The sequence below is a fragment of the Carnobacterium gallinarum DSM 4847 genome (assembly GCF_000744375.1).
Lineage (GTDB): Bacteria > Bacillota > Bacilli > Lactobacillales > Carnobacteriaceae > Carnobacterium > Carnobacterium gallinarum.
In genome coordinates, this window is record NZ_JQLU01000005.1 from 2,618,598 (window position 1) to 2,644,321 (window position 25,724).

Sequence of the window (25,724 nt, forward strand, 5' to 3'; positions counted from 1 at the left end):
AAAAAACGTATAACATGAATTATACGAAAAGGGTTCTAACAATTTAGAATACAGTATTTAATTTTTTTTAGTAGACCTAGAAGATTTTGATTCAATTCGGCTCTACGTCAAATGATGTTGATGGTTTTTTTCAAGAGAATAAAACTGATTTGGTTTAGGCAGTTTGAGAGGGAACTCCCAAACTGCTTTTTGCGTGGTGCGACAAATAAGTAAAATTATTCGTCTTAGACTGGAAAAACTACTGTAACCAAAAGCAATGCGTTTTAAGGTTTTGATTTTGTTGATGGTTCCTTCCAGCGGGCCGTTGGAGTAAGGCAATTGGAACGTATTGGCAATCCGATGTTTGTGCTTTTCAAGGCACGGACGCTGTTTTTAGCTCTTCTGATACTTGTTTTAGCGTATATAACAACGCTTCAAAGGAGGCATATGGGTTTCTATTTTTTTTATACAAAATAGGTGTTGATGAGATTTACTCATCAATACTATAAATTATACAGTCTAACTAAAAAAGTAGAAAGTTCAAAAAACTGAACTTTCTACTTTTTAGTTAGACTGCATCAATCCCGCGTTCACCTGTCCGAATCCGGATGCATTCATCTAAAGTTGTCACGAATATTTTGCCATCGCCAACTTCACCTGTTCGACAGGTTTCAATAATAATATCAATCACTTGATCAACTGTTTCAGAAGTGACAACTAATTTAATCTCAACTTTAGGAACGAGATTAATAATGACTTCATTGCCACGATAGTATTCTTTCCAACCTAATTGTTTCCCAAATCCCAAAACTTGCTGAACCGTCATTCCGGTAATATTTGCCTCTGAATGTAAGGCTTGTTTTAAAGCTTCTAATTTTTCTTCTCGAATAATCGCTTCAATTTTTTTCATTTTAATTAAACTCCTTTCTATGAATTTTAAGAATCCATTCCCATAAAGGTTGGATAAGCACTTTCATCATGTTCAACAAGATCAAGTCCTAAAACTTCTTCATTGTCTGTCACACGCAATGGCATAAATTGTTTTAGAATGAAAATAATAATCAATGATGCAATGGCAGCGAAAGCAATTGTTATGACAATACTAATCACTTGAGCAACAAACAAGCGTGTTTCGCCATAAATTAAGCCATCCCATTTAGCAACATCATTAATCGAACTTTTTGCAAAGATGCCAGTTGCAATTCCACCCCAGATTCCACCTAATCCATGACAACCAAAAGCATCTAAAGAATCATCTAAGCCCCATTTATGCTTTAATTTTGAAATAAAGAAGAAGCATAAAGGACTGACAACTGCACCAATAATGAATGAACTCCAAATAGGGACGAATCCAGCTCCAGGAGTAATTGCAACTAGACCGACAACAGCTCCAGTGATAGCTCCCATTATAGTTGGTTTTCCTTGAGTAATTTTTTCAATGAACATCCAAGAAAGCATCGCTGTTGCAGCAGCAGTATTTGTTGTTAACAAGGCATGAACGGCTAATCCGTTAGCTCCTAGACTACTTCCAGCATTAAAACCAAACCAGCCAAACCAAAGTAAGAAAGCTCCTAAAATGACAAAAGGAATATTGTGAGGACGGTAGTTTAAGCGACCAAAATCACGTCGTTTTCCTACTACAATCGCCAAGACTAATCCTGTAACTCCTGAACTAATATGAACCACATTTCCACCAGCAAAATCAACTGAGCCGATTTCAGCTAAGAAACCACCTTCGCCCCAAACCATATGTGCCATTGGATAATAAACGACTACTAGCCAAATTGCAATAAATACAAAAAATGTAGAAAATTTCATTCGCTCAGCAACTGCACCATAAATCAATGCTGGTGTTATAATTGAAAACATCATTTGAAATGCTGCAAAAAGTGTTTCTGGTATAGTAGCTGAATAAGTTGGATTTGGACTACTAGACACTCCATTAAAAAATAGATTATTAAAATTTCCAATAAAGCCACCAATATTTCCCCCAAAAGATAGGCTATAACCAACTGCAATCCATAAAACTGAAGCTAAACCACATGTAAATAAAACGGACATCATCGTATTTAATGTATTTTTCCGCCTTACCATTCCGCCATAAAAAAAGGCTAGACCAAGAGTCATTAGGAAAACTAATGCTCCACATAATAGAATAAATGCTGTATCCCCTGTATCAATCATCCAAACACTCCCTTGTTATTTTTTAGAAGGTTTTACTTCTATTTTTAGAATTCTAGCATCTTGAATTGGTATAGTCTATCGATAAGTTAGGATTTGATGAGAAAAAATAAAATTTGTAACAATATAAGTGATGTTTTATAACATGGATAGGTTGTGTTTTTTTGTATGAACTAATTTATACAAGAAATAAAGCAATGAAGAAGCGTAGGCTATCTAATTTTTAAATAAGTTTGTGAAAAAATAAAGTTATTTAATAAGGAGCAAAGGAAAAACTGAACTTAAATTCTCATTCTATAACTTGTTTGTTGATTTTAAGTAAAGAAAAGTAATAGAGAAAATAGTGAGATTTAAAATAACATTAAAATTTAAGTTGTATAGTAAAGGGTTTTACCTATGATGTCGGCACTTTGATTTTATTGGCGAATAATTAGAGTTATTTTTAAAAAGATTGTTCGTTATTAGAATGTGAAATTCTTGTAAAAACCCTATCATTGATTGATAATTTCACGAACTTAATTTATAATAACTTTGGGCCTAAAATTTTAGGTTACAATATAAGTGTCTTTAGGAGGATATATAGTCAATGAAAAACTTTAAAAAGTTATTTCTAGTAGGTTTAGGTTTAACATTAGCTGTAACATTAGCAGCTTGTGGTGGAGGAAGCAATGATAGTAAAAAGGAAGAAGCATATGTTCCAAAAGAATTAAAGGTACAGTTTGTTCCTTCTCAAGCAGCTGAAACATTAGAAGCAAAAGCAAAACCATTAGAAAAATTACTTTCAGCAGAATTAGGAATTCCTGTTAAAGTAAGCGTTTCGACTGACTATAATACAATTATTGAAGCAATGGCATCAAAACAAGTGGATATCGGTTTCTTACCACCTAATGCATATGTAATTGCACATGAACAAAATAATGCAAAAGTGTTATTGCAAGCACAACGTTACGGTATTTCACAACCAGGCGGTAAAAAGACAGATAGTTTAGTAGATTCTTATAAAGCAATGATTGTTGTTAAAAAAGGTAGCAATATTAAAGACCTTAAAGATTTAAAAGGCAAAAAAATTGCAACACAAGATGTAACATCTTCAGCAGGATACGTTTGGCCAGCAGCTGAAATGAAAAAAGCCGGTGTTGATATTGAGAAAAATAATATTACGACCGTTCAAGTAAAAGGACATGATCAAGCGATTCTTTCAGTTTTAAATGGTGATGTTGATGCAGCCTTTATTTTTGAAGATGCACGTAATAACGTTGTAAAAGATGTTCCTACTATTTTTGATCAAGTTGAACCAATGTACTTTACAGAACCAATTCCAAATGACACAATTACTGCTCGTGGCGATATGAGTGAAGAATGGAATAAAAAGATTCAAGATGCTTTCATTAAAATCGGTGAATCAAAAGAAGGTAAAGCAATTGTGTCAGCAATTTATACACATGAAGGTTATGTAAAATCTAAAGATAGTAATTTTGATATCGTTCGTGAGTATGCAAAAGAAGTTGGTCAATAAAAATAAAATAAAATTGTTCGATTTAGTTAATTAATAAAGTAAAATAGGTCCCTTTTATAAAGCCTCTGACGCTAGTTTTATGAAAACAAGTTAGAGAGATACCTATGATAGTTTGCTAAAAGGATTATCCTAGTCTGTGACTAGTGATAATCTTTTTTTATGCAAGATAGTCTGAAATAAATTGTATGAGTAAGTTTAAGGAATTAGTAGAAATCTACTGATTGATAGCAGAGAATTTGTTATAATAGTTTTGGCTGTTCGCTTAAGTTGTTCATTTAATAAGACGAGTTGATAGTAGCGGCAGAATTCTAGCCGGAAAAATAATAGAGAAAAGATGGGGGATTACGTAGAATGGCATCCAATGCATCAATTATTTCATTTAAGAATGTAAGCAAGGTTTATCCTAATGGTGTACAAGGATTGAAAAATCTAAATATTGAGATTAAGAAAGGTGAATTTGTCATTGTAGTTGGTCTTTCAGGAGCTGGAAAAAGTACCATGCTTCGTTCAATCAATCGCCTTCATGAAATTTCTCAAGGTGATATTCAAATTGATGGTCAATCAATAACACATGCAAAAGGCAAAAATTTACGTTTAATTCGTCGCGATATTGGCATGATTTTCCAAAGTTTTAATTTAGTTAAACGTTCTAGTGTTTTACGAAATGTGTTAACAGGACGTGTGGCTTATCATTCAACGTTTAAAACTATGTTTGGACTGTTCCCTAAAGAAGATAAAGAAATGGCTTATAAAGCTTTAAAACGTGTGAATTTAGCCGAGAAAGTATATACGCGTGCAGATGAACTTTCTGGTGGACAACAACAACGGGTATCAATTGCTAGAGCATTAAGTCAAGAGCCAAAAATCATTTTAGCAGATGAACCAGTTGCTTCATTAGACCCTTTGACAACAGCTAAAGTAATGGACGATTTAAGAAGAATTAATCAAGACTTAGGAATTACTATCGTTGTCAATCTTCATTCAGTTGAGCTTGCTCGTCAATATGGAACTCGTATTATTGGTTTGCGTGACGGCGAAGTAGTTTTTGACGGACCTGTGGCTGAAGCGACAGATGAAACATTACGTGGTATTTACGGTGAAAAAATTCTTGAAGCAACTGAGGGGGCAGCTGTATGAACACAAAGCCCGACTTATTGCCAAAAGGAAAAAGTAAATTAAAAAATGTCATTTGGTTGGTGCTTTTTATTATTGCTTTTACTTATAGTGCCAATTTATCTGGTGTGAATCTATCACAACTTTTTTCAAATGGTAGTCAAATGACTGTTATTTTAAAGAAGATGGCTCAACCAGATTGGAGTTACACAGAAGTTGTCATTGAACCGTTACTAGAAACAATTCGGATGGCTATTTTAGGCACAACTTTTGGGGCGCTGGTGGCCTTACCCTTCTCATTATTAGCTGCTCGTAATATCATTAAGAATAAAGTAGTTAATGGAATTTTACGTTTTATTTTAAATATTATTCGGACGATTCCTGATTTAATGTTAGCTGCTGTTTTTGTTGCAATTGTTGGGATTGGACCAGTTGCTGGGATTATTACCTTATCTATTTTCTCTTTTGGGATGATTTCAAAGTTATTTTATGAAGCGATTGAAACGATTGATGACGGACCTGTTGAGGCCTTAACAGCTTCAGGTGCAAATAAAATGCAAATCATTCGTTATGCAATCTTTCCTCAAGTAAGTAGTCATTTTTTCAGTTATTTATTGTATGCTTTTGAAATCAATGTGCGTGCGTCAACCGTTCTTGGTTATATCGGTGCGGGTGGGATTGGGATTTACCTACAGCGTTCATTGAGTCAATTTAGATACGATCGAACTGCGATTATTGTATTAGTTATTTTTGCAGTCGTATTAGTCATTGATACGATTAGTAACAAGTTAAGGGAGAGATTACTATAATGTTACCGACTCAACCAAAGAAAAATAGATACAAAACAATCGCCCTTGTTGTTATTTTAGCCCTTGTTTATATTTGGGCATTTGCAGGAACCCCTTTTGAAGGAATAAAAGACACGGCATGGACAGTAACAAAATCAATTTTGAATGGATTATTTCATCCAGATTGGTCTTATGTTTATACAGGTGATGGTGAAGATTTAATTAGTATGTTAATTCAAACAATTGCAATTGCATTCTTAGGAACCTTTATTTCTGCAATTTTAAGTTTGCCATTTGCTTTCTGGGCAGCTCGTAATAAAAAAAGCAATCGTGCTATTTCAACAAGTGGAAAATTTGTTTTAACAGCGATTCGGACATTTCCAGAAATTGTATTAGCCATTATGTTTATTAAAACTGTTGGGCCTGGTTCTTTTGCTGGGGTGTTAGCTGTCAGTATTCACTCCATTGGAATGTTAGCAAAACTTTACAGTGAAGCGATTGAAAATATGGATCAGGGTCCAGGGGAATCAGTGACTAGTGCTGGTGGGAATAAAGTGAATGTTTTATTCTTTGCTACTTTACCTCAATTAGTTCCTGAGTTTATCTCGTATACCTTATATCGTTTTGAATTAGCTGTTCGTTCGGCTTCAATTCTAGGGATTGTTGGTGCTGGAGGAATTGGGACACCGATGATTTTTGCAATTGATGCGCGTTCATGGGATCGTGTAGGAATTATTTTAATTGGTATTATTGTAATGGTTACATGTATTGATTTGATTTCTGGAACCTTACGTAAACGATTAGTGTAAATTAAATTATGAAAGAAAGCCAAACATATTTTGTGTTTGGTTTTCATTTATACAAAATCAAAAAAGTGAAATGAGGGAATCAATATGGAATTAACAATTTTAGCAACAAGCGATGTACATGGATATATTGAACCAAGTAATTTTAGTAGTCGCAATCAGAATCTACCTTTTGGATTAGCTAAAGCTGCCACAGTCATTAAGGCAGAACAAGAAAAAGCTGTTGGACCTGTTATTCTAATTGAAAATGGAGACTTTATTCAAGGATCGCCATTAAGTTACTATATTGCAAAACGTCGTGCTAAAGAAGATCCAACGCCATTAGTTGCGGGTTTAAATACGATTCAATATGATGTAGGAATATTAGGGAATCATGAGTTTAATATGGGCTTAGCATACTTAAATCAGGCAATTCAAGCTGTGAATCATCCTGTTATTTGTGCCAATATTTTAAATGAAGCAGGGGAACCAGCTTTTGGGAAAGCCTATCAGATTATTGAAAAAGAAGGCGTTAAAATAGCCATATTAGGTTTGACGACTGCCTATATCCCTAACTGGGAGCATCCAAATCATATTAAAGGCTTGACCTTCAAAAGTATTGTGGAAACAGCTAAAGAATATGTTCCAAAACTGCGCCAATTAGCGGATATCGTAATTGTTAGTTACCATGGTGGGTTTGAAAAAGATTTGGTGACAGGTGAGGCAACTGAAGTTCTAACTGGCGAAAATGAAGGCTATGACTTAGTGACTGAAATTGCTGGAATCGATGCACTAATTACTGGACATCAGCATCGGGTAATTGCAACTAAAGTAAACAATGTACCAATTATTCAACCAGGTTTTCGTGGAGAATATGTGGGAGAGATTAAGCTATCAATCGAAAAAACAGCAACAGGTTATCAGGTAGTTAGCAGTGAAGCCGAATTATTGGCTACTGGTGATGCAACGCCTGATTCTACGATTATGACACAAATTGCCCCAATAACAGCAGAGATAGAAGATTGGTTAGATCAGCCTTTAGGGAAAGTTGAAGGAGATATGACGATTAAGGATTCAAATCAAGCGCGTATTTATGAACATCCCTATGTTGAGTTTATTCAAAAAGTTCAGATGGAAGCGAGTGGTACTGATATTTCTGGAACAGCATTATTTAATAATGAAGGAACGGGTTTTAATAGTGTGATTACAATGCGAGATGTTGTAACGAATTATATTTATCCAAATACGCTAGCTGTTTTACGTGTATCTGGAGCAGATTTGAAAGCTGCATTAGAGCGTTCTGCCTCATTTTTCCAAGTAGAAGCTGATGGTTCGATTGGGGTTAATCCAGCATTTGTTGATCCTAAGCCTGAGTATTACAACTACGATATGTATGAAGGTATTGAGTATACAATAAACGTGAAGAAACCAATTGGTGAACGAATTGTTGCGTTAAGTTATCATGGCAATCCAGTTCTTCCAACAGACAGCTTTGAGGTGACAGCTAACCAGTATCGCGCAGTCGGTGGTGGAGATTATGCGATGTACGATGCAAGTAAAATTATCCGAGAAGTTCAAATTGATATGACTGAATTGATTGCAGATTATTTAGTGAAACATCCTGTGATTCAGGCGACAGCTAATCAAAATTTTAAGGTAATGATAGACTAAAAAATAGAGCGATTGTATGCAATGTGTTGAGGTTGCTGCAATCGTTTTTTATGTGTTCTTAAATGAATTCTATGTTTTTTATGCTATAGTTATAACGGTAAAAAAAGCAATATAGTTTAAATAAAAATAAGAGCAGTAAAGGTAGGCGTATTTAATGGAAGAACGTAAAGTGAGTTGGTTGGAGTTATTTTATGATTTGATATTTGTAGTAGCAATTTCATCAACAACCCATTTGTTATTAGAAATAGAAAAAGAACCGCAGCGAATGTTTTTGATCATGGGAGAGTATTTATTAATGGTTGTACCTTTGTGGTGGGCGTGGGCAGGAGAAACGATGTTTTTAAATCGGTATGGTTTAATTATTAAGAAACCTGCGTTATTTATGTTTGTGCAAATGCTATTTATGTTACTTATGACAGCTAGTTTTAATTTGAATTTTGATGCAACGTATCCGACATTTTTGATCGGGTATATCGGGATTAGATTTAGTACGATTTTACAATATTATTCTGTCCAACGTTGTTTAGAAGATGAAAAAAGTCGAAAGGTAGTTAAGTTATTACGTAATTATTTTACAATGACCATATTGATTAGTAGTTCATCTATTTTCTTTGATGGGTCTTTACGTTATTTTATTTTATTTTTAGGCATGTTTTTAGATATTGTGATTCCTTTATTCAATCACAATCGTTTAAATTCTGCACCTGTTGATGTTGCACATTTAGCAGAACGTTTGGGATTGTTTACGTTAATTACTTTTGGGGAAACGGTTGTTGCTTTAATTGGGATTTTGACTGGGAAAACCAATCATATTGAAACTTTACTTTATGTAGGCTTGTCTTTTTTAGTGATTATTTTAATATGGTGGTCATATTATGATCAAATGGATGATGTTATCGATAAAGAGCAAGAAACAAATGGTCAACTTTTGTTATATAGCAATTTATTTTTACTATTAGCTGTTACTTTTTTTGCAGCAGCCTTGCATTTAGGTGCTCAGCAACATGTTCAACCTAAAGTCTTAGTTCATTTGTTTTTCATGTCTTTCTTTTTGTTCTATAGTGTCAAACATTTTATTTTTAATCGACATCGTAAAGGTGAAATTGAAAGGAAAATGATTAAGCGAATTCTACTTTTAGGAAGTTTGATTATCGGAATGTATTTGCTAGCATTGATAGTGCATCCATCTGTTTTAATTATCTTAATTTGTCTAGCTGTGTTATCTTTGTTAGACAATCAACTTCGCTATCAATTTTAAGTAGATCATTAGCTGTTTGTTAGGCGTTTTTGATACTCTTTTTCAGTATTTTAAGGTAAACTAGAGTTATAAAAAGAAAACCATTTTAATAAATACGGCTAAGGGGTGTTTTCATGGAGCAACAGTATAAACAGATTCTTGTTGGTGTGGATGGATCTGTAGAATCAGAAACGGCTTTTAGGAAAGCTCTACAAATTGCCAAACGTAATCAAGCGAGTTTGCTTTTAGTTCATGTTGTGGACACTTTAGGTTTTCAAAGTATTTCAGATTATGAAGGGTTAATTACGGATAATGTGATGGATCAAGTGAAAGAGAAAATGGACGAGTATAGCATTTTTGCGGAGCGAATGGGTGTTGAAAATGTAACAGCCTTGATTATGAATGGTTCGCCTAAACTATTACTTGCTAAGGAAATTCCAGCAGAGCATCAGACGGATTTAATTTTACTAGGTGCTACCGGCTTAAATGCTGTGGAACGATTATTTATGGGCTCTGTTTCACAATATATCATCCAAAATGCTAGTTGTGATGTATTAATTGTCCGAACAGACTTAGAAAATCAAGCAATCACCCACCAGGAAAATTGGAAATAAACTTAGTTGTAAATCGAATGGAGGAAATTAGAAATGACTCAAGAATATCAACGTATTTTAGTAGCAATTGATGGTTCCAAAGAAGCTGAACTAGCTTTTCAAAAAGCTGTTCAAGTGGCTCTTCGTAATCATTCAGCTTTACTTTTAGTTCAAGTAATTGACCCGATTGTTTTTCAAAGTTATGCAGGATCAGAGGAATTAATGACAGAGCAGATTGTGCAAGAAGTTAGTCAGCAAGTGAAACAAACGATGGAAGAATACTTAAAAGTAGCGAAGGAACAAGGTGTTACAGATGTTCGTTATACGATTGAATATGGTTCGCCTAAGCATAAAATTGCGAAGGAACTAACAGAAGAGCAACAGATTGATTTAATTATGATTGGTGCAACTGGACTAAATGCATTGGAACGTTTCTTTGTTGGTTCTGTGTCAGGTTATGTTATTCGTGAGGCTAGTTGTGATGTTTTAGTTGTTCGCACGAATTTGGACAATCAAGGGTATTCTGAAGAACAGTAAAAATAAGCCTGATACGTTGAATAAGAACGTATCAGGCTTATTTTTAATGATTGGTGAGTTGATTTCCAACTGCTTTTGCTAAATATTCAATCGTATATAAGGCTGGAAGTTGTGAAGTAATATCAGCTGTGTTTTTTATTTCTCGTGTAATATAATAAGGAATATTTACATCCGATAACTGTGCCACCGTTGATTTAGAGCTATTTGTAATTGATAAAACCGCACTTTTACTAAAATTTAAATGACTAATATAATCAATAATTTCAGGTGTCTCGCCATTGACGGAAAGAGCGACGATGCAAACTTTATCAGATAAAGTTTCGGATAAAAAATCAACTGGATGATTAGAAGGATCTTCAATGTGAAGGGCCATATTAAAAATAGAAGAAAAGTAAAGGGAACCGTAGAGTGCCATAACATTTGAAGCACCTTCTCCAATAAATAAAATCAATTCTTTGCCTTTTAAAAGTTCCACCGCTTCTTGGATTTTACTTTGAAAAAAAGGCTCATTTGTCCGATGTAAAAAATCAATATAAGTGGTTTCATCAATAATATGAGAAGTTGTTTGCAGTTGATGCTGTTCTTTTAAGTAGATTTGGAGCTTGATCCGAAATTCTGCAAAACCTGTACAATCAAAACGTTTGCAGAAACGTAGAATACTTGTTGTACTCGTGTGAGTGGCATCTGCTAAGTCTTTAATCTTCATTTCAGTAACAGCCTCGGAATGTTCAGCGATATATTTATAAATAGCTAAATCAAATGAGGTTAAATCAGGTGTTTTATCAAGAAAGAGCATGGTGTTTTAACCTCCTAAAGTATCTTTAAATTTACCATACACTTTTTGCTCGAGACTGTCTACTATAGAGTAAAATAAAGAAGCTAAACGAGTTAGCTTCTTTATTTCGTTAAGCTGAAACAGTTGATTCTTCCAAATGAGTGGTATCTGCTTCTTTGTTTGATTTATCTTCATTTTGAAGCATTTGTTTTTCCGCAATTTTGAAGAACGGGAAGTAAACAGATACTGCAATAACCATCTCAATCGCTGACCAAACGCCTGCACGCCAATCCCAACCAGTTGCCATGAGAGGACCGATAATTGGTGGCATGGTCCAAGGAACCATTGTCACAGGGCGAGAAATAATACCAAAATACATTAATAGATAAGAAGCAGATGCTAAAATAACGGGTACAATAGTAAATGGAATCAGCATTAATGGATTCATTACAATTGGAAAACCGAAAATAACCGGTTCGTTGATTTCAAAACATGCTCCTGGGAAAGCAATTTTTCCTAGTTCTTTATAGGTAGCGCTTTTTGAGCGTAGCATTAAGAGGACTAAGCAAAGTGTTGCACCAGTTCCGCCAACATTCACAAAAAGACTTGAAAAGCCTGATGCAGTAATATAAGGAAGTGGTTCGTGAGCAGCGTAAGCTAAGGCATTTGCTGTTAAAAATTGAATGAAAATTGGATCTGAGACACCTTCTAATGTCATATCTCCATGAATTCCAGCAGCCCATAAAAGTGAAACTAAGATGGTATAAATAATAATACCTGGTAGGCTGTTTAAGGCAAATAAAAGTGGTGAGAAAATCATTTGAATAAAGGCATTTACATCAAATCCAAGAGGAACTCGGACGACCCAGAAAGTTAGTAAAATAACAACTGCAGGAATTAGTGAAATAAAAGAATTTCCTACAGCTTCAGGAACGCCATCTGGCAAACGAATCACGATATTACGTTTAATAAAGAAACGTAGAATTTCAACTGAAATAATTGCAGAAATAATGGCTGTAAATAAACCAGAGGAGCCAAAATTTGTTGTATCTAATGTATAGTTGTTATCAAATTGAGTAATAACGAAAGCCATAAAGGAGAGCGTTGCTCCAGATATAGGATCCAATTCGTAGCTCTTACTTAATTCATAACCGATGCCAATAGTCGCTAGGACAGCCACCATGCCAAAGGAACCGTTAACAGCTACACTAATCATTCCTTCATAAGGGGCAACAAAGTTAATCCATGGATCAATTGGAATATTCCCTAAAATCAAGAAAATACTGCCCGCAATAATTGCAGGTAATGTAACAACTAAACCATTACGAATAGCTACTAAGTAACGCAAATTTGCTAGCTTTGTTAATGGTGGAATAAGTTTGTTTTGTAAAAAGTCCATAAATTTATTCATTATAATCTCCTTTTTTATCAATAGTCTTTCCCGGGTAAACAGAGTATAACGTGGTTTTGCATCATAAGGAAAGGGGTTTCATGAATTCGGGTACGCTTATTCGGTAGTTGTGATTTGTTTTTTGCGAGTAACACTGCGATACATTTTATATCGTTAACGTGTTGTTACTTAAATGGAACGAATTTTTAATTACTGTTATCGGTTCCAATCTGAGGAAAAGCCCTTTATTTTTACTAAAATAGATTTATACTAAGTGGGAAGTTAGAAATAAACGAAACTTATTGGAGGCTGAAAGTAATGAAAAAAAACTTAAAAATTGTAACAATTGGTGGCGGATCAAGCTACACGCCTGAACTTGTTGAGGGATTTATTAAACGTCATGCTGAATTGCCCTTAACAGAATTATGGTTAGTTGATGTAGAAGCAGGGGAAGAAAAACAAAGAATTGTTGGCGAAATGGCTCGTCGTATGTTTAAAGCTGCAAACATTGATTGTGAAGTTCATTTAACTTTAGATCGTAAGACAGCCCTAAAGGATGCTGATTTTGTCACAACACAGTTACGAGTAGGACAACTAGATGCACGTATTTTAGATGAACGTATTCCGTTAAGTCATGGCATGATTGGACAAGAAACCAATGGAGCTGGTGGTATTTTTAAAGCGTTAAGAACAGTACCAGTTATTTTAGATATTGTGGAAGATATGAAAGTTCAATGTCCCAATGCTTGGTTAGTCAATTTTGCCAATCCTGCTGGGATGGTAACAGAAGCTGTGTTGCGTTACGGAAACTGGGATAAAGTGGTTGGTTTATGTAATATTCCAGTTAATGCTGAAGTAGAAGAAGCGGCTATTTTAGAACGTAAACAAGAAGAATTATTCTTCCAATTTGCTGGAATCAATCATTTGCACTGGCACACAGTTGTTGATAACAAAGGCGTTGATTTAACGGATGAATTAATTTCAAGAATGTATGGTAAGAATTCAGATAACAAGAGTATCGTTGCTAACATTAAAGACAATAATATGATTTTTGAGCAAATTGAAAACTTGCATATGGTTCCATGTCCTTATCACCAGTATTACTATATGACAGATGAAATGTTAGCTGATGAGTTAGAAGATTTTAAAAATAATGGAACTCGTGCTGAAAAAGTTAAAGAGATTGAGAAAGAATTATTTGAACTTTATAAAGATCCTCAATTAGATTACAAACCAAAACAATTAGCCGAACGTGGTGGTGCTCGTTATAGTGATGCCGCTTGTAACATTATTAATTCAATTTATAACGATAAACGAATGATTATGACCGTTAGCACGAGAAATAATGGAACAGTTACTGATTTACCAACTGATTCAGCAGTTGAAGTGACCTGTATGATTACTGGAAATGGTCCAGTTCCTTTCCAATTTGGTAGCTTTCCACCAGCTGAACGTGGTTTATTGCAATTAATGAAATCAATGGAACAATTAACAATTGATGCTGCTGTAACAGGTGATTATGGAACATTACTACAAGCCTTTACGGCAAATCCCTTAATTACTAGCGGAAATGGTGCAAAACAAGTGATGGACGAATTATTAGTAGCACATAAACAATATTTGCCACAATTTAACTAATATTTATTAAAAGCTTAGGAGATACCTGTTAAAATAGGTGCTTCTAAGCTTTTTTAGTGAACCGTTTTCTCAGTCGAAAGCCCGATTGTCTTTCATGGTGACAACAAGTAAACTTAGGCATATTAAGAATTAGTTGCTAATTAGTATGATAAATAAATAGAATTTTTGTAGAGGTAAAGGAGTGGATAAAATGGCGATTCAAGCTATTTCAGAAAAGAAATTATTTAATTTACTAGATTGGGCCTATGAGAAGGTTTTAAATGGAACATTGCCTGGTATGGTTTCCGCTGAAAAGTTAGCACAAGATTATTTAGCCAAACATCAGACGGTGGAAAAAAGCGCAGCAGCTTTAATTCGTACGCAAAATAGTAAGAGCATGGCCACAGGATTTGCGACAAATTTAGGTGGTTTAATTACATTGCCAATTTCAATTCCAGCGAATATATCGACCGTTATTTTGATTCAGTTGCAAATGATTGCGGCTATCGCTGTGATGGGCGGCTATGATTTGAAATCAGATCAAGTGCGAAGTTTTGTCTATCTTTGCTTGCTAGGAACAAGTATGACAGAAGTAGTGAAATCAACAGGAGTAAGAGTTGGAAATCAAGCCGCTTTAGCTGGGATTCATAAAATTCCAACAGCAACTATTATTCGTTTAAATCAAAAGGTAGGCTTCAAATTGGTCACAAAATTTGGGGAACATGGAGTGGTGAGTTTATCCAAATTAGTTCCAGTAGCAGGTGGCGTGATTGGTGGTTCTATTGATGGGATATCAACAAATATCATTGGGAAGAATGCCTATCGTATTTTTATTGCCGATGAGAAGAAAGTGACAGGCAAAAAAATGCAGTTTTTTTCTAAAAAATAATCGATTAAGTTATTTTTGCACTCAGTAAGTATGGATCTAGTTAAAGAAAGAGGAAGAGTTGGGAAGCGGCATCTTCTTTCTTTAGTTTTTTTAATAGAACGATTGTTTAAATGAGAAAACTCTTGTATACTGTTCATATAGTTTTAATGATACATAACAGTTAAGGAGGTGAAAGAACAATGGTGAAACGTGTGATTCAAGCAATAGTAACGAATTTTACTTTAATTTTTTTAAGCTTTTGTCATGCAATTATTTCCGTATTTTCAAGTCAAGGGGTGGAGTTTGCCCAAAAAGTGACTTTAAAATTAGAACTAAACACCATTGAGGCTTTCATCAATTAACGAAACGAATCCTTTGTTTGTGATGCAAAGATAGAGTAAAGCCTATGATTGGATAAATCTAGGCTTTTTTTGTGGTTTGAATTGCTGAAGTGGTGTTTACAAAGGAGATAGGAAAATGGAACACCAAAAGAAGTTGTTAAAAAATATTCAGTTAAATTATTATTTTAGTTTTTTTATAAGCTTTGGAATTACTAGTATGTGGGTGCTGTACTTAGCATACAAAGGAATGAGTTTGTGGGAGATTGGGTTGATTGAAGGGATTTTCCATGGCAGTAGTCTGCTTTTTGAAATTCCATCAGGAGCAATAGCGGATACGTATGGATTACGTAAAACGTTAATTGTGGGACGCTTGTTTGCAATTTTAAGTGGCTTATTATTGATTTTTGCTTCCAGTTTTTGGCTTTTATCATTAGGTTTTGTTTTATCTGCATTATCGTATAATTTAAATTCAGGAACAAATGAAGCATTGGTTTTTGAAAGTTTAAAGGCAAATTCAATTGAAAAAACTTATTTAACAGTAGCTTCTAAAATGAATATGGTTTATGAAATTTCTAGTACATTTGGAATTATAGTAGCTGGTGTCTTGTTAGACAGTTATTTTGAAGGAGTTTATCTTGTTCAGATTGCTTTAGCTATTCTTTCAATTGTTAGTGTATTTAGAATGATTGAACCGCCAACACCTAAAAATAGTGAAAAGAAAGAGCGGATTCGTTATCGTGATACTTTAAAAGAAGCCTATAATATTTTGAAAGGGAATCTTGAATTAGTTTATTTAATGGCGTTCTTTGCTATTTTAGAAGGCGTTGCAGCAACATTCTTTTTCTACTTTCAATCTTATTTAGATGATTTAAAGATGCCTGGTTACTTTATTTCATTATTAGTTTTTATTTCTTGTTTGTTTCAAGCAACAGGATCTAAATGTGCGCCACAGATTGAAGGCAAATTAGGTAAAAAAGGTATTTTATTTTGGATGCCTATTACGCTAGCACTACTATTATTGGCAGCTGGTTTGGCTTCATTCCCTTTGATTTTAATATTTTATGTTGCGATTAATACATTAGTAGCCATCTTGGCACCAATTGCTAGTGATTATTTTAATCAATTAATTCCCTCAGAACAGCGCGCAACTTTAATTAGCGTTTCGAGCATGTTTTATAGTTTTGTAATGATTATCTTGTTTCCATTAATTGGTGGATTAGCAGAAATCATTCGTTTAAAAATGTGCTTTATTTTAATGGGCATTTTCTTGAGTGGCTTAGTTGTCTTCCAATTTTTCTTTACAAGACAGAAACAGCGTTAAGGAAATGAAAAAGAGAAATGAAAATCTAGCTGATTTTCATTTCTTTTTTTAGTTTGGAAAACGTAAAATATACGGAATTTCCTTTTTTGCAAGAGTTGTTTGAATTGCTAAATTTAAAGCAGTTGTACCTAATAATTCAACTTGATGATCCATTGAAGGAATATCTAAGACCTTGCCAATTGGTAAATTCTCTTCACCAATGATGAGTAAGTCTTGAGGCAGTATCAGTCCTTTTTTTTGAGCAAAATGATAGATACCAGCAGCAACCTCATCACCATTTGCATAAATTGCTGTTGGTGGGTTAGGCTGATTTAAAAAATATGCACCGGCCTTTAAGCCGTCTTCATAAGAATAGCAATCTTCCAAGAAATAGGCTGGTTTAGGATGAGAAAAAGTTTCTTCATAAGCTTGCATGAGTAACTTAGAACTAGTGCTTTTTGTCGTAGAACGTGGACTTGTAAAGGCAACTTGTTGGTGTCCAATTTCTTTTAAATAAGTAAAAACTTCTAAGTAAGAATTTAAACGATTACTGTAAGCTGCTGAAAATTCAGATAAATGCGTTTTTTCACACATGACAATTGTGCCGTACTTAGTGAATTCACGTAAAACCTCCCAAGAATTGACTTTTGAAGTAATAATCAGCCCGTCTACTCGTTTATTTTTTAGAAGATTTAAATGATTGAGTTCCTCTTCTTTGTGATAATTTGTTGGCAAAAGCATCAAGTTATAGTTATTTTGAATGGCAGCGGTCAGAATACCTTTCATCATTTTATCAAAAGTCGGATTGTTTGTGTAAGGCAGAATAACACCGATGACATTGGTTTTCCCAAGGCTTAAATTAATGGCATTTTGATTAGCAGTGTAATCTAGATCTTGAATAATTTTTGTGATAATTTCACGCTTTTCAGTAGAGACATAGGGATGATTGTTCAGTACTCGTGAAACAGTACTGACTGAAAAACCTGATAATTTTGCGATATCTCGGATACTAGTCATTAGAGAGAACTCCTTTTTATATAGTATGAACTAGATTTAGTATAACGTATTTTAAGATGGAATAGGATAGGAACTCATTGGTAAATTGCTTTTTAGTAATATTTGCCATTTAGTTGACATGAAACTAACAAATTGTTACAGGAAAATTTATGTTATACTTTTATTTAGTGCAAAGAAGCACAAATAAAAAGGGCAGTTGAAGGGAGATTTTATGAAGAAAAAACTAACAGTTGGTTTGATTGCGACAGTTTTTATGATTCAACCAATTCTTTTAAATGAAACAGCAAAAGCTAATACAGTAGATGATATCCATACAAAAGCAAAAGCTATTGAAGAAAAAAATAATGAGGTAACTAATAGAATAAATGAATCAGATGCATCTTTGCAAAGTTTAGAAGTTGAAAAAGCAACTTTAGAAACAGACGTAACAAAGTTGCAAGCTGAGATTGATACAATTATACTTAAATTACAAAAACAAGAAGAGAACTTAACAAAAACGGAAGAGCGTATGAAACAGCTAAAAGCTGAAATTGCTGTGTTAGAAGAACGGATTGAGCAACGTTCAGAGAAATTGGAAAATCAAGCACGTTATGTTCAAACAGACGGCGACGTGATGAATATTGCCAATGTAGTCTTAACAGCAGAAAATTTTTCAGATTTAATTGGTCGTGTTTCAGCTGTTTCAACATTAGTATCAGCCAATAAAAACATTGTTGTTGAACATGAAAAAGATCAAGATAGTTTAGAAGTAGCTGAAAAGTCAACACAAGTTGAAAAAGAAGCTGCCTTAACTATCAAAAATGAAATTGAAGTTGCTAAAAATAATTTATATGCACAAAAAACAGAACAAGATGATAAGATTGTTCAAATTGCTTCAAAATATAAATTAACAGAAACAGAAAAAAATAATTTAGTGGCTGAAAAAACGGTTTTAGCTAGTCAAGCAAGTAAATTAAGCAGTGATTTAAAAGCTGAAGAGGCTCGAATTACTGCAGAACAACAAGCGAAGATTGCAGCTGATTTACAGGCTGAAGCAATGAACGCTGCTGCGGCAGCGCAACAAGCGGCTGCTAACCAAAATACTACTACTAGCTCAGTTAGTGATGGCAGCAACTCAAATAATTCCGGAAGTACGACTGAAGGAGGATTTGTTCGCCCGGCAAACGGGTACGTGAGTTCACCTTTTGGTTATCGTAATGACCCATTTTCTGGTGCTCAAACGTTTCATAAGGGAATTGATATTGCTGGCGGTGGTTCAATTGTTGCCACAAAAGGTGGAGTAGTAGAGTATTCTAGTTATAACAATGGTGGCTATGGTTATTTAGTAATCATTGATCATGGTGTTGTCAATGGAATGAACTATAAGTCTTATTATGCACATATGGCAGCAGGTAGCTTAACAAAATCACCTGGTCAATCTGTTAGTCAAGGAGAGCAGATTGGGATTATGGGAACAACCGGTTCTTCTACGGGAGTTCATTTGCATTTTGAAATTCGTGAAAATAACAATCCAGTCAATCCAGCACCCTTTATCGGTTTATAAACAAAAGTAAGAGTGTCTAAATAGAAATGAGTGAATCTTGATGGAAACAATTCTTTCAACAAAGAATGATCGTGTTAAACAATGGAAAAAATTACAAACAAAAAAAGGTCGAGAAAAAAGTGGAACATACTTGATTGAAGGCTATCATTTATTGGATGAAGCTTTGAAAAATCAAGCTACTCTACTAGCGGTAATTATTAGTGAAGAGAACCAATCTAATAAGCTGCTGTTGAATGAAGACATTCCACAATTTATGATTTCAACGGAAATTGCGAAGCAATTAAGTGAAACAGAAACAAGTCAAGGTATTTTTGCTGTAATCAAAATGGTCAGCTTAACTAAAGAAAATCTTGATTTAACAAAACCTTATTTATTCTTAGATAATGTGCAAGATCCTGGTAATGTTGGGACAATGATTCGTACCGCAGATGCTGCTGGGTTTGGTGGGATTGTGCTAGGAAAAGGTTCTGTTGATTTGTATAATAGTAAGGTTTTACGTTCGATGCAAGGAAGTCATTTTCATTTACCAATTTTTCAAGAGGACTTGACGGATTGGTTCGCTTTGTTCAAAGAACATCAGATTCCGGTTTATGGCACAGAATTAAATGAAGCAGCAGCTAGTTATCAAACCATTTCACCAATGGATCGCTTTGCTTTAGTTATGGGAAATGAAGGCAATGGTATGAGTGAGTCGTTATTAAAGGCAACGACGAAAAATCTTTATATCCCAATTGCTGGTCAAGCCGAATCTTTAAATGTTGCAGTTGCAGCTGGGATTTTAATGTTCTCTTTGAAAAGATAACGGGAATTATTAAGGAATCGTTAAATTTTTTTAAATTTAGCTAAATTCTCTTCTAAATCGGAATGATTAGGAGTACAATATATAACAGTTAGATACTAACAGAAACAAGTAAGAATGAGAATTCTATTGGAAAAGGAAGTCGTTGCATGAGGGAAGCAAAATGGAAAACAGATACTGAATATCTTGGCTATATTAAAGATTTAGTTGAAACAGAAGAAGTACAAAAGCTTGCTGAATATACTCAGCATCACTTTACAACACGATTAGAACATTCAATTAGTGTTTCATACCGTAGTTATCGAATTGCTAAGAAATTTGGCTGGAATGCACGTTCAACAGCTCGAGCAGGTTTATTACATGATTTATTTTACTATGATTGGCGAGATACAAAGTTTGATGAAGGCACACATGCCTACGTCCACCCAAGAATAGCCTGTGAGAATGCAGAAAAATTAACACCATTGTCTGATTTAGAACGTGACATTATCATTAAACACATGTGGTTAGCAACAATTGCCCCACCTCGTTATAAAGAAAGCTATGTTGTAACATTTGTTGATAAATATTGTGCTTGTCAAGAAGTGGTTGTTCCTCTAATGGGAAAAGCTAAATCAAATGTAAAACGCAAATGGTCAAAATTAAAATTATCCGTTCAATAATAAATTGAGCTGATAATCAAAAAAATTAATAAGTAACGTTACTGGGGTTAAATTTTAAAACAGAAAAAATGATAAGAACTGTACCAACCTCCAAAAGTTAGTTTTTTTAAATCTAACTTTTGGAGGTCTTTTTGTATGGTAAAGTATAGCGCAGCATGATAGTCAAAATAGAAATTGTATAAGATTATTTAAACGAAGAAGAAGGCATTCTTTGTAGTCATAAAAATTAGTCTATTTGCTTCAAGCTGAATAGGATAGCGTTGCACGTAACAGCAGAGACGCCTAGTATGGGGAATAGGAGTGTTGCTAAATAGTTGAAAGAAATTTCTGATTCATTCAATGATTATTTACGTAAAGAGCCAGTTAGTTGAAAATGTTAGTTTAGCAATAATGTGTCAAAAATATTGATAAATTGTGACAGTTTTAGGATGGAAAGTGGATTGTAAGCTGTTTATTAAAGGATTCCAAATTTTTTTAAAATTTATCAAAAAAAAAGATTGACAAATAAAAGCAAGTTACTTATTATTTATAACCAAATGGTGATATAATAATGAAAAGAGGTGAAGGTTATGATGGAAGTGAAAACATGCGAAGAAAGACAAGCAACAATTTGCCCTAAATTTGAACAGACATTTTCAATATTAGGCAAAAAGTGGATGGGTCTAATTATTGATGTTTTATTGGAAGGACCGCAACGCTTTAAAGATATGGCAGCTAAAATACCTAGTGTCAGCGATCGCGTTTTAGTTGAAAGACTAAAAGAGCTTGAACAGTGTGGAATTGTTACACGTACAGTTTACCCAGATTCTCCAGTAAGAGTTGCCTATAGTTTGACTGAAAAGGGCGAATCATTAAAACCCGTTATGGATGAAGTTCAATGTTGGGCTGATAAATGGATTGGCTGTTGATTCAGGAGAAAGAATAGATTCTAAACAAAATATGAAGAGTGCTAAATTGACCATACTAAGTTAATTTAACACTTTTTTATTTTAAACTGAAGTTCACTAGTTTCAGTTAATGAAACTGAATTGAAATAAATAAACTGCTAGCATCTGGGAAGGATTCAATCAACCAGTCAAAAAAAGAGTCGTCTTTCTTTATAGCATGAAGGCTATTTTATAGACAGATAGGGTTATTTTGCTATTTTGAGACTTGACGTTTGCCGTTTTTTTTCGTATATTTAAATAGATGAAATTGAATAGTGTTATAAAACGATGATGGAAAAAAGTAATTTAGTTAAGCTCTAAAAAGAGAGTCAGTATCTTGTCTGAAAATACTGATTAGTAGCATCTGAATGAACAGTTCATTTCCTGAGTTGACTTTGGGATATTACAGCCGTGTGAGTGTAATGAAAAAAGTTCCGGCTTTTGCCGTTATCTAAATGAAGTGCAGTTCTTCTTAGTTAAGTAGAAGACTGAACAAGGGTGGTACCGCGATTAATTCAGACCTCGTCCCTTTTTTGGGAGAGGTCTTTTTGTCGTTTTTTAACTTAAAAAAGTTAAAAAGAAGCAGTAAAATTTGATTTAAAGGAGTAGAGAAAATGGATTTAAAAGCAAAAATTGACGCTTTAAAACAAGAAGCTTTAGCAAAAGTAAGTGATGCGAATAATCTAGAGGATTTGAATCAAGTTCGTGTAGCCTATCTAGGGAAAAAAGGACCTTTAACAGAGGTTTTAAGAGGTATGAAAGATCTATCAGCTGAAGAACGTCCTAAAGTTGGGGCTTTAGCTAATGTAGTTCGTGATGAAATTACAGCTGAACTAGAAGCGAAAAAAACAATTTTAGAAATGGAAAAAATGAATCAAGCATTAGCTGCAGAAGCCTTAGATGTGACTTTACCAGGAAAATCTGTTGCAGTGGGGCAACCACATGTCTTAACTCAGATTATTGAAGAAATTGAAGATTTATTTCTTGGAATGGGGTATTCAATTATTGAAGGTCCAGAAGTTGAGGAAGATCGTTACAACTTTGAAATGATGAACTTGCCAAAAGATCATCCAGCTCGGGATATGCAAGATACCTTTTACATCACAGAGGAAGTTCTACTAAGAACTCATACGTCACCTGTTCAAGCCCGTACAATGGAAAAACATGATTTTACAAAAGGACCTTTACGTATGATTAGTCCGGGACGAGTATATCGTCGTGATAGCGATGATGCGACACACTCACATCAATTCCATCAAATTGAAGGACTTGTTGTAGATGAGCATATTACGATGGGGGATTTAAAAGGAACCTTAGAAGTATTTGCGAAGCAATTGTTTGGTGAAGATCGTGAAATCCGTTTACGTCCTAGTTATTTCCCATTTACAGAACCATCGGTTGAGGTTGACGTGAGTTGCTTTAAATGTGGTGGAGCAGGTTGTAACGTCTGTAAACATACAGGTTGGATTGAGATTTTAGGTGCAGGTATTGTGCATCCAAATGTCTTGAAAATGGCTGGCATTGATGCCTCTAAATACAGTGGCTTTGCCTTTGGATTAGGACCTGACCGTGTAGCAATGCTGAAATACGGCATTGATGATATTCGTCATTTCTATCAAAATGATGTACGTTTCTTAAATCAATTCAAGGTAAAGGAGTAGACGAAAAATGAATGTATCTTATCAATGGTTAAAAGAATATTTAAATTTAGATGAAATTACGCCAGAAGTGTTAGCAGATAAAATGTCTCGGACTGGGATTGAGGTTGAAGATGTTTTCTTTGGCGAAACAGGTTTGAAAAAAATCGTCGTGGGACACACACTATCTGTCATTGATCATCCAGATTCTGATCATTTGCATATTTGCCAAGTAGATATTGGTGAAGATGAGCCGACTCAAATCGTCTGCGGAGCGCCTAATATTGCTGCTAATCAAAAGATTATCGTAGCCTTACCAGGAGCTCGAATTGCGGGGAATGCTAAAATTAAGAAAAGTAAAATGCGTGGTGAAGTATCAAATGGGATGATTTGTTCTTTACAAGAGCTTGCTTTTTCTGAAAGTGTAGTACCTAAAAAATATGCAGAGGGAATCTATATCTTACCAGAAAATGCAGTTCCTGGTGAGAGTGTATTCCCAATCTTAGCAATGGATGATGCAATCTTAGATTTATCCATTACCCCTAACCGAGCGGATGCCTTGAGTATGCGTGGGGTTGCTTATGAAGTGGGAGCTATTTATGATTTAGTACCTCAGTTTAAGACAATTGAATTGAAGGAAGATGCAACTGAAACTGTTGCTGATTATATTAAAGTAGCCGTTGCAGATACAGAAGATGCTCCTAGCTATACGATTCGTGTAATTAAAGATGTAACGATTGGGGAAAGTCCATTATGGTTACAAACTAAATTAATGAATGCTGGAATTCGTCCAATTAACAATGTAGTAGATAGTACAAACTATATCTTGCTTGAATATGGTCAACCACTACATGCTTTTGACTATGATCGTATTGGCAGTCAAGAAATTGTTGTTCGTCGGGGAACAGATGAAACATTAGTCACTCTTGATGGTGCTGAACAAACGGTTACCGCAGATGATATTGTGATTACAAATGGTACAAAACCAATTGCTTTGGCTGGTGTGATGGGTGGATTAGACTCAGAAATTATCGATACTACCGTAACGGTTGCATTAGAATCAGCAGTATTTGATCCAACTTCAATTCGTAGAACAGCGAAGAAATTCAACCTACGTAGTGAATCAAGCTCACGTTTTGAAAAAGGCATTAATCATGGAACCATTCTTGAAGCGAGTGATCATGCGGCAAGCTTAATTGCCGAACTTGCTGGTGGAACAATTGTGACAGGTATTGCTTCTCAAAGTACGTTGAAAGCTCATGATGTTGCGTTAACAATTACCTTAGACCGCATTAATCGTTCGTTGGGAACAGAAATTTCAAGTAGAGAAGTTGTCGCTATTTTCCAACGTTTAGGCTTTGGCGTTCATCATACAGCTGGATTATTTGAAGTAGTGATCCCACCACGTCGTTGGGATATTAGTATTGAAGCAGATTTGATTGAAGAAGTAGCGCGTATTTATGGCTATGATCGTTTGCCTTCAACATTGCCAACTGGGCGGACAACAATTGGTCGTTTAAATCCAAAACAAGAATTAGTTCGTCATACAAGACACTATTTAGAAGGTGCAGGTCTATCTCAAGCTATTAGCTATGTCTTAACAACGACTGAAAAAGCACAACAATTTATGTTAACCAATAGTCAACCAACATTATTGGATATGCCAATGACTGAGGATCGTAGCACATTGCGTATGAATTTGCTAAGTGGTTTATTAGATGATGTTCATTACAATGTTGCTCGTAAAAATCAAGATGTTGCATTATATGAAGTTGGTCGAGTTTTCTATCAACAAGAAGGCCAAGTCTTGCCTTTAGAAGAAGAACATTTAGCTGGTGTTTTAACAGGTTTAGCCGTTCAAAATGATTGGCATAGCAATGGTGAATCAGTTGATTTCTTCACTTTAAAAGGAATCATTGAAGGATTATTAGAAACCTATGGCTTTACGGCAGAAATCACTTATCAAGCAGTTGCAACTCGTGATGGCATGCACCCTGGTCGTACCGCAGCGATTTTAATTGGAGAAGAAGAGATTGGCTATTTAGGTCAAATTCATCCTTTACGAGCTAAAGAGTATGACTTAAAAGAAACCTATGGCTTTGAGATTAACTTGCAAAAGGTAATCGATGCAGATAAAGTCCCAACTATTTACCAAACGATTCCTAAATATCCTGGAATGACTCGGGATAGTGCTTTGCTAGTTGATGAGACAGTTACTAATCAAGAGTTAACTCAATTGATTATGGCCAAAGGTGGCAACTATTTAGTGGATGTTCATTTATTTGATATTTATAACGGAGATAAGATTGAAGCTGGTAAGAAATCAATGGCTTACAAACTAACTTATTTAAATCCAAATGCAACGTTAGTTGAAGAAGAAGTCACTAAAGCGTTTGAAAAAGTTACAAATGCGTTAATTGAAACATTTAATGTAGTGATTCGTTAATTA

23 protein-coding genes, 1 pseudogene and 1 other annotated feature are annotated in these 25,724 nt (G+C 34.6%); of the genes and pseudogenes, 18 read left to right on the forward strand and 6 right to left on the reverse strand.

Features of this window, described 5'->3' with window-relative positions; all coding sequences use genetic code 11:
* Positions 1-102: 102 nt before the first annotated feature.
* From BR43_RS19730 to BR43_RS16855, 3 genes and pseudogenes are all read right to left on the reverse strand, one after another.
* A pseudogene (locus tag BR43_RS19730) lies at positions 103-345 on the reverse strand (transposase); the annotation flags it as partial.
* Positions 346-547: 202 nt separating this feature from the next.
* Positions 548-889 carry a P-II family nitrogen regulator gene (locus BR43_RS16850; protein ID WP_034564071.1) on the reverse strand — a complete coding sequence of 114 codons (342 nt, stop codon included), beginning with the start codon at positions 887-889 and terminating at the stop codon, positions 548-550.
* A 26-nt stretch (positions 890-915) separates the two neighbouring features.
* Positions 916-2,163: an ammonium transporter gene (locus BR43_RS16855; protein ID WP_034564073.1), complete on the reverse strand. Its 1,248-nt coding sequence runs from the start codon at positions 2,161-2,163 to the stop codon at positions 916-918.
* A 583-nt stretch (positions 2,164-2,746) separates the two neighbouring features.
* On the opposite strand from BR43_RS16855, the gene BR43_RS16860 reads away from it, so the two are divergent.
* From BR43_RS16860 to BR43_RS16895, 8 genes are all read left to right on the forward strand, one after another.
* On the forward strand, positions 2,747-3,676 hold the full coding sequence (locus BR43_RS16860; protein WP_034564074.1) for a phosphate/phosphite/phosphonate ABC transporter substrate-binding protein: 930 nt from the start codon (positions 2,747-2,749) through the stop codon (positions 3,674-3,676).
* Between the two features lie 351 nt (positions 3,677-4,027).
* A complete protein-coding gene (phnC, locus tag BR43_RS16865) occupies positions 4,028-4,813 on the forward strand; it encodes a phosphonate ABC transporter ATP-binding protein (protein ID WP_034564076.1) in 786 nt (261 codons plus the stop codon).
* Positions 4,810-5,598, forward strand: coding sequence for a phosphonate ABC transporter, permease protein PhnE (gene phnE / locus BR43_RS16870; RefSeq protein WP_034564078.1), 789 nt, complete (start codon positions 4,810-4,812; stop codon positions 5,596-5,598). The genes phnC and phnE (BR43_RS16870) overlap by 4 nt, the downstream gene beginning before the upstream one ends.
* On the forward strand, positions 5,598-6,386 hold the full coding sequence (phnE, locus tag BR43_RS16875) for a phosphonate ABC transporter, permease protein PhnE (RefSeq protein ID WP_034564080.1): 789 nt from the start codon (positions 5,598-5,600) through the stop codon (positions 6,384-6,386). Before phnE (BR43_RS16870) ends, phnE (BR43_RS16875) begins: the two co-directional genes overlap by 1 nt.
* Before the next feature lie 84 nt (positions 6,387-6,470).
* Positions 6,471-8,033, forward strand: coding sequence for a bifunctional metallophosphatase/5'-nucleotidase (locus BR43_RS16880; protein WP_034564082.1), 1,563 nt, complete (start codon positions 6,471-6,473; stop codon positions 8,031-8,033).
* A 154-nt stretch (positions 8,034-8,187) separates the two neighbouring features.
* The gene (locus BR43_RS16885; protein WP_034564083.1) at positions 8,188-9,291 is read left to right on the forward strand and encodes a low temperature requirement protein A; all 1,104 of its coding nucleotides are present in this window, start codon (positions 8,188-8,190) and stop codon (positions 9,289-9,291) included.
* A 113-nt stretch (positions 9,292-9,404) separates the two neighbouring features.
* Positions 9,405-9,884 carry a universal stress protein gene (locus BR43_RS16890; RefSeq protein WP_034564086.1) on the forward strand — a complete coding sequence of 160 codons (480 nt, stop codon included), beginning with the start codon at positions 9,405-9,407 and terminating at the stop codon, positions 9,882-9,884.
* Between the two features lie 33 nt (positions 9,885-9,917).
* Positions 9,918-10,400, forward strand: a complete 483-nt coding sequence (locus BR43_RS16895; RefSeq protein WP_034564089.1) for a universal stress protein — start codon at positions 9,918-9,920, stop codon at positions 10,398-10,400.
* A gap of 43 nt (positions 10,401-10,443) precedes the next feature.
* Here BR43_RS16895 and BR43_RS16900 read toward each other — a convergent pair whose 3' ends face one another.
* Positions 10,444-11,196 carry a MurR/RpiR family transcriptional regulator gene (locus BR43_RS16900; RefSeq protein ID WP_034564090.1) on the reverse strand — a complete coding sequence of 251 codons (753 nt, stop codon included), beginning with the start codon at positions 11,194-11,196 and terminating at the stop codon, positions 10,444-10,446.
* Between the two features lie 109 nt (positions 11,197-11,305).
* Positions 11,306-12,586, reverse strand: a complete 1,281-nt coding sequence (locus BR43_RS16905; protein ID WP_034564092.1) for a PTS sugar transporter subunit IIC — start codon at positions 12,584-12,586, stop codon at positions 11,306-11,308.
* A 297-nt stretch (positions 12,587-12,883) separates the two neighbouring features.
* On the opposite strand from BR43_RS16905, the gene BR43_RS16910 reads away from it, so the two are divergent.
* The 4 genes from BR43_RS16910 (at position 12,884) to BR43_RS16920 (ending at position 16,712) form a co-directional block, all read left to right on the forward strand.
* On the forward strand, positions 12,884-14,203 hold the full coding sequence (locus BR43_RS16910; protein ID WP_034564095.1) for a 6-phospho-beta-glucosidase: 1,320 nt from the start codon (positions 12,884-12,886) through the stop codon (positions 14,201-14,203).
* 190 nt (positions 14,204-14,393) lie between these two features.
* Positions 14,394-15,071, forward strand: a complete 678-nt coding sequence (locus BR43_RS16915; protein WP_034564097.1) for an EcsC family protein — start codon at positions 14,394-14,396, stop codon at positions 15,069-15,071.
* A 179-nt stretch (positions 15,072-15,250) separates the two neighbouring features.
* On the forward strand, positions 15,251-15,412 hold the full coding sequence (locus tag BR43_RS20045) for a hypothetical protein (protein ID WP_157464088.1): 162 nt from the start codon (positions 15,251-15,253) through the stop codon (positions 15,410-15,412).
* Between the two features lie 115 nt (positions 15,413-15,527).
* Positions 15,528-16,712 carry an MFS transporter gene (locus BR43_RS16920; protein ID WP_051934018.1) on the forward strand — a complete coding sequence of 395 codons (1,185 nt, stop codon included), beginning with the start codon at positions 15,528-15,530 and terminating at the stop codon, positions 16,710-16,712.
* Between the two features lie 48 nt (positions 16,713-16,760).
* Here BR43_RS16920 and BR43_RS16925 read toward each other — a convergent pair whose 3' ends face one another.
* Positions 16,761-17,708 (reverse strand): LacI family DNA-binding transcriptional regulator, encoded by a 948-nt coding sequence (locus tag BR43_RS16925; RefSeq protein ID WP_034564099.1) that lies wholly within the window; start codon positions 17,706-17,708, stop codon positions 16,761-16,763.
* 211 nt (positions 17,709-17,919) lie between these two features.
* On the opposite strand from BR43_RS16925, the gene BR43_RS16930 reads away from it, so the two are divergent.
* The 6 genes from BR43_RS16930 to pheT all read left to right on the forward strand — a co-directional run bounded on the left by BR43_RS16930 (position 17,920) and on the right by pheT (position 25,721).
* Complete coding sequence (locus BR43_RS16930) at positions 17,920-19,251, forward strand: murein hydrolase activator EnvC family protein (protein ID WP_034564101.1); 1,332 nt, start codon at positions 17,920-17,922, stop codon at positions 19,249-19,251.
* Positions 19,252-19,291: 40 nt separating this feature from the next.
* Positions 19,292-20,053 carry a TrmH family RNA methyltransferase gene (locus BR43_RS16935; RefSeq protein ID WP_034564103.1) on the forward strand — a complete coding sequence of 254 codons (762 nt, stop codon included), beginning with the start codon at positions 19,292-19,294 and terminating at the stop codon, positions 20,051-20,053.
* Between the two features lie 146 nt (positions 20,054-20,199).
* Positions 20,200-20,712 (forward strand): HD domain-containing protein, encoded by a 513-nt coding sequence (locus tag BR43_RS16940; protein ID WP_034564106.1) that lies wholly within the window; start codon positions 20,200-20,202, stop codon positions 20,710-20,712.
* A 569-nt stretch (positions 20,713-21,281) separates the two neighbouring features.
* A complete protein-coding gene (locus BR43_RS16945; RefSeq protein WP_425393640.1) occupies positions 21,282-21,620 on the forward strand; it encodes a winged helix-turn-helix transcriptional regulator in 339 nt (112 codons plus the stop codon).
* Between the two features lie 297 nt (positions 21,621-21,917).
* Positions 21,918-22,171 (forward strand) — a binding site (T-box leader).
* A gap of 81 nt (positions 22,172-22,252) precedes the next feature.
* Positions 22,253-23,299 (forward strand): phenylalanine--tRNA ligase subunit alpha, encoded by a 1,047-nt coding sequence (gene pheS, locus BR43_RS16950; RefSeq protein ID WP_034564108.1) that lies wholly within the window; start codon positions 22,253-22,255, stop codon positions 23,297-23,299.
* 7 nt (positions 23,300-23,306) lie between these two features.
* Positions 23,307-25,721: a phenylalanine--tRNA ligase subunit beta gene (gene pheT / locus BR43_RS16955; RefSeq protein WP_034564109.1), complete on the forward strand. Its 2,415-nt coding sequence runs from the start codon at positions 23,307-23,309 to the stop codon at positions 25,719-25,721.
* The last annotated feature ends 3 nt before the right edge of the window (positions 25,722-25,724 follow it).

Bases quoted from the DNA above. Each gene is read 5' to 3' on its own strand.
- BR43_RS16850 (WP_034564071.1), bottom strand. From the start codon at position 889: ATGAAAAAAATTGAAGCGATTATTCGAGAAGAAAAATTAGAAGCTTTA.
- BR43_RS16855 (WP_034564073.1), bottom strand. From the start codon at position 2,163: ATGATTGATACAGGGGATACAGCATTTATTCTATTATGTGGAGCATTA.
- BR43_RS16860 (WP_034564074.1), top strand. From the start codon at position 2,747: ATGAAAAACTTTAAAAAGTTATTTCTAGTAGGTTTAGGTTTAACATTA.
- phnC (WP_034564076.1), top strand. From the start codon at position 4,028: ATGGCATCCAATGCATCAATTATTTCATTTAAGAATGTAAGCAAGGTT.
- phnE (WP_034564078.1), top strand. From the start codon at position 4,810: ATGAACACAAAGCCCGACTTATTGCCAAAAGGAAAAAGTAAATTAAAA.
- phnE (WP_034564080.1), top strand. From the start codon at position 5,598: ATGTTACCGACTCAACCAAAGAAAAATAGATACAAAACAATCGCCCTT.
- BR43_RS16880 (WP_034564082.1), top strand. From the start codon at position 6,471: ATGGAATTAACAATTTTAGCAACAAGCGATGTACATGGATATATTGAA.
- BR43_RS16885 (WP_034564083.1), top strand. From the start codon at position 8,188: ATGGAAGAACGTAAAGTGAGTTGGTTGGAGTTATTTTATGATTTGATA.
- BR43_RS16890 (WP_034564086.1), top strand. From the start codon at position 9,405: ATGGAGCAACAGTATAAACAGATTCTTGTTGGTGTGGATGGATCTGTA.
- BR43_RS16895 (WP_034564089.1), top strand. From the start codon at position 9,918: ATGACTCAAGAATATCAACGTATTTTAGTAGCAATTGATGGTTCCAAA.
- BR43_RS16900 (WP_034564090.1), bottom strand. From the start codon at position 11,196: ATGCTCTTTCTTGATAAAACACCTGATTTAACCTCATTTGATTTAGCT.
- BR43_RS16905 (WP_034564092.1), bottom strand. From the start codon at position 12,586: ATGAATAAATTTATGGACTTTTTACAAAACAAACTTATTCCACCATTA.
- BR43_RS16910 (WP_034564095.1), top strand. From the start codon at position 12,884: ATGAAAAAAAACTTAAAAATTGTAACAATTGGTGGCGGATCAAGCTAC.
- BR43_RS16915 (WP_034564097.1), top strand. From the start codon at position 14,394: ATGGCGATTCAAGCTATTTCAGAAAAGAAATTATTTAATTTACTAGAT.
- BR43_RS20045 (WP_157464088.1), top strand. From the start codon at position 15,251: ATGGTGAAACGTGTGATTCAAGCAATAGTAACGAATTTTACTTTAATT.
- BR43_RS16920 (WP_051934018.1), top strand. From the start codon at position 15,528: ATGGAACACCAAAAGAAGTTGTTAAAAAATATTCAGTTAAATTATTAT.
- BR43_RS16925 (WP_034564099.1), bottom strand. From the start codon at position 17,708: ATGACTAGTATCCGAGATATCGCAAAATTATCAGGTTTTTCAGTCAGT.
- BR43_RS16930 (WP_034564101.1), top strand. From the start codon at position 17,920: ATGAAGAAAAAACTAACAGTTGGTTTGATTGCGACAGTTTTTATGATT.
- BR43_RS16935 (WP_034564103.1), top strand. From the start codon at position 19,292: ATGGAAACAATTCTTTCAACAAAGAATGATCGTGTTAAACAATGGAAA.
- BR43_RS16940 (WP_034564106.1), top strand. From the start codon at position 20,200: ATGAGGGAAGCAAAATGGAAAACAGATACTGAATATCTTGGCTATATT.
- BR43_RS16945 (WP_425393640.1), top strand. From the start codon at position 21,282: ATGATGGAAGTGAAAACATGCGAAGAAAGACAAGCAACAATTTGCCCT.
- pheS (WP_034564108.1), top strand. From the start codon at position 22,253: ATGGATTTAAAAGCAAAAATTGACGCTTTAAAACAAGAAGCTTTAGCA.
- pheT (WP_034564109.1), top strand. From the start codon at position 23,307: ATGAATGTATCTTATCAATGGTTAAAAGAATATTTAAATTTAGATGAA.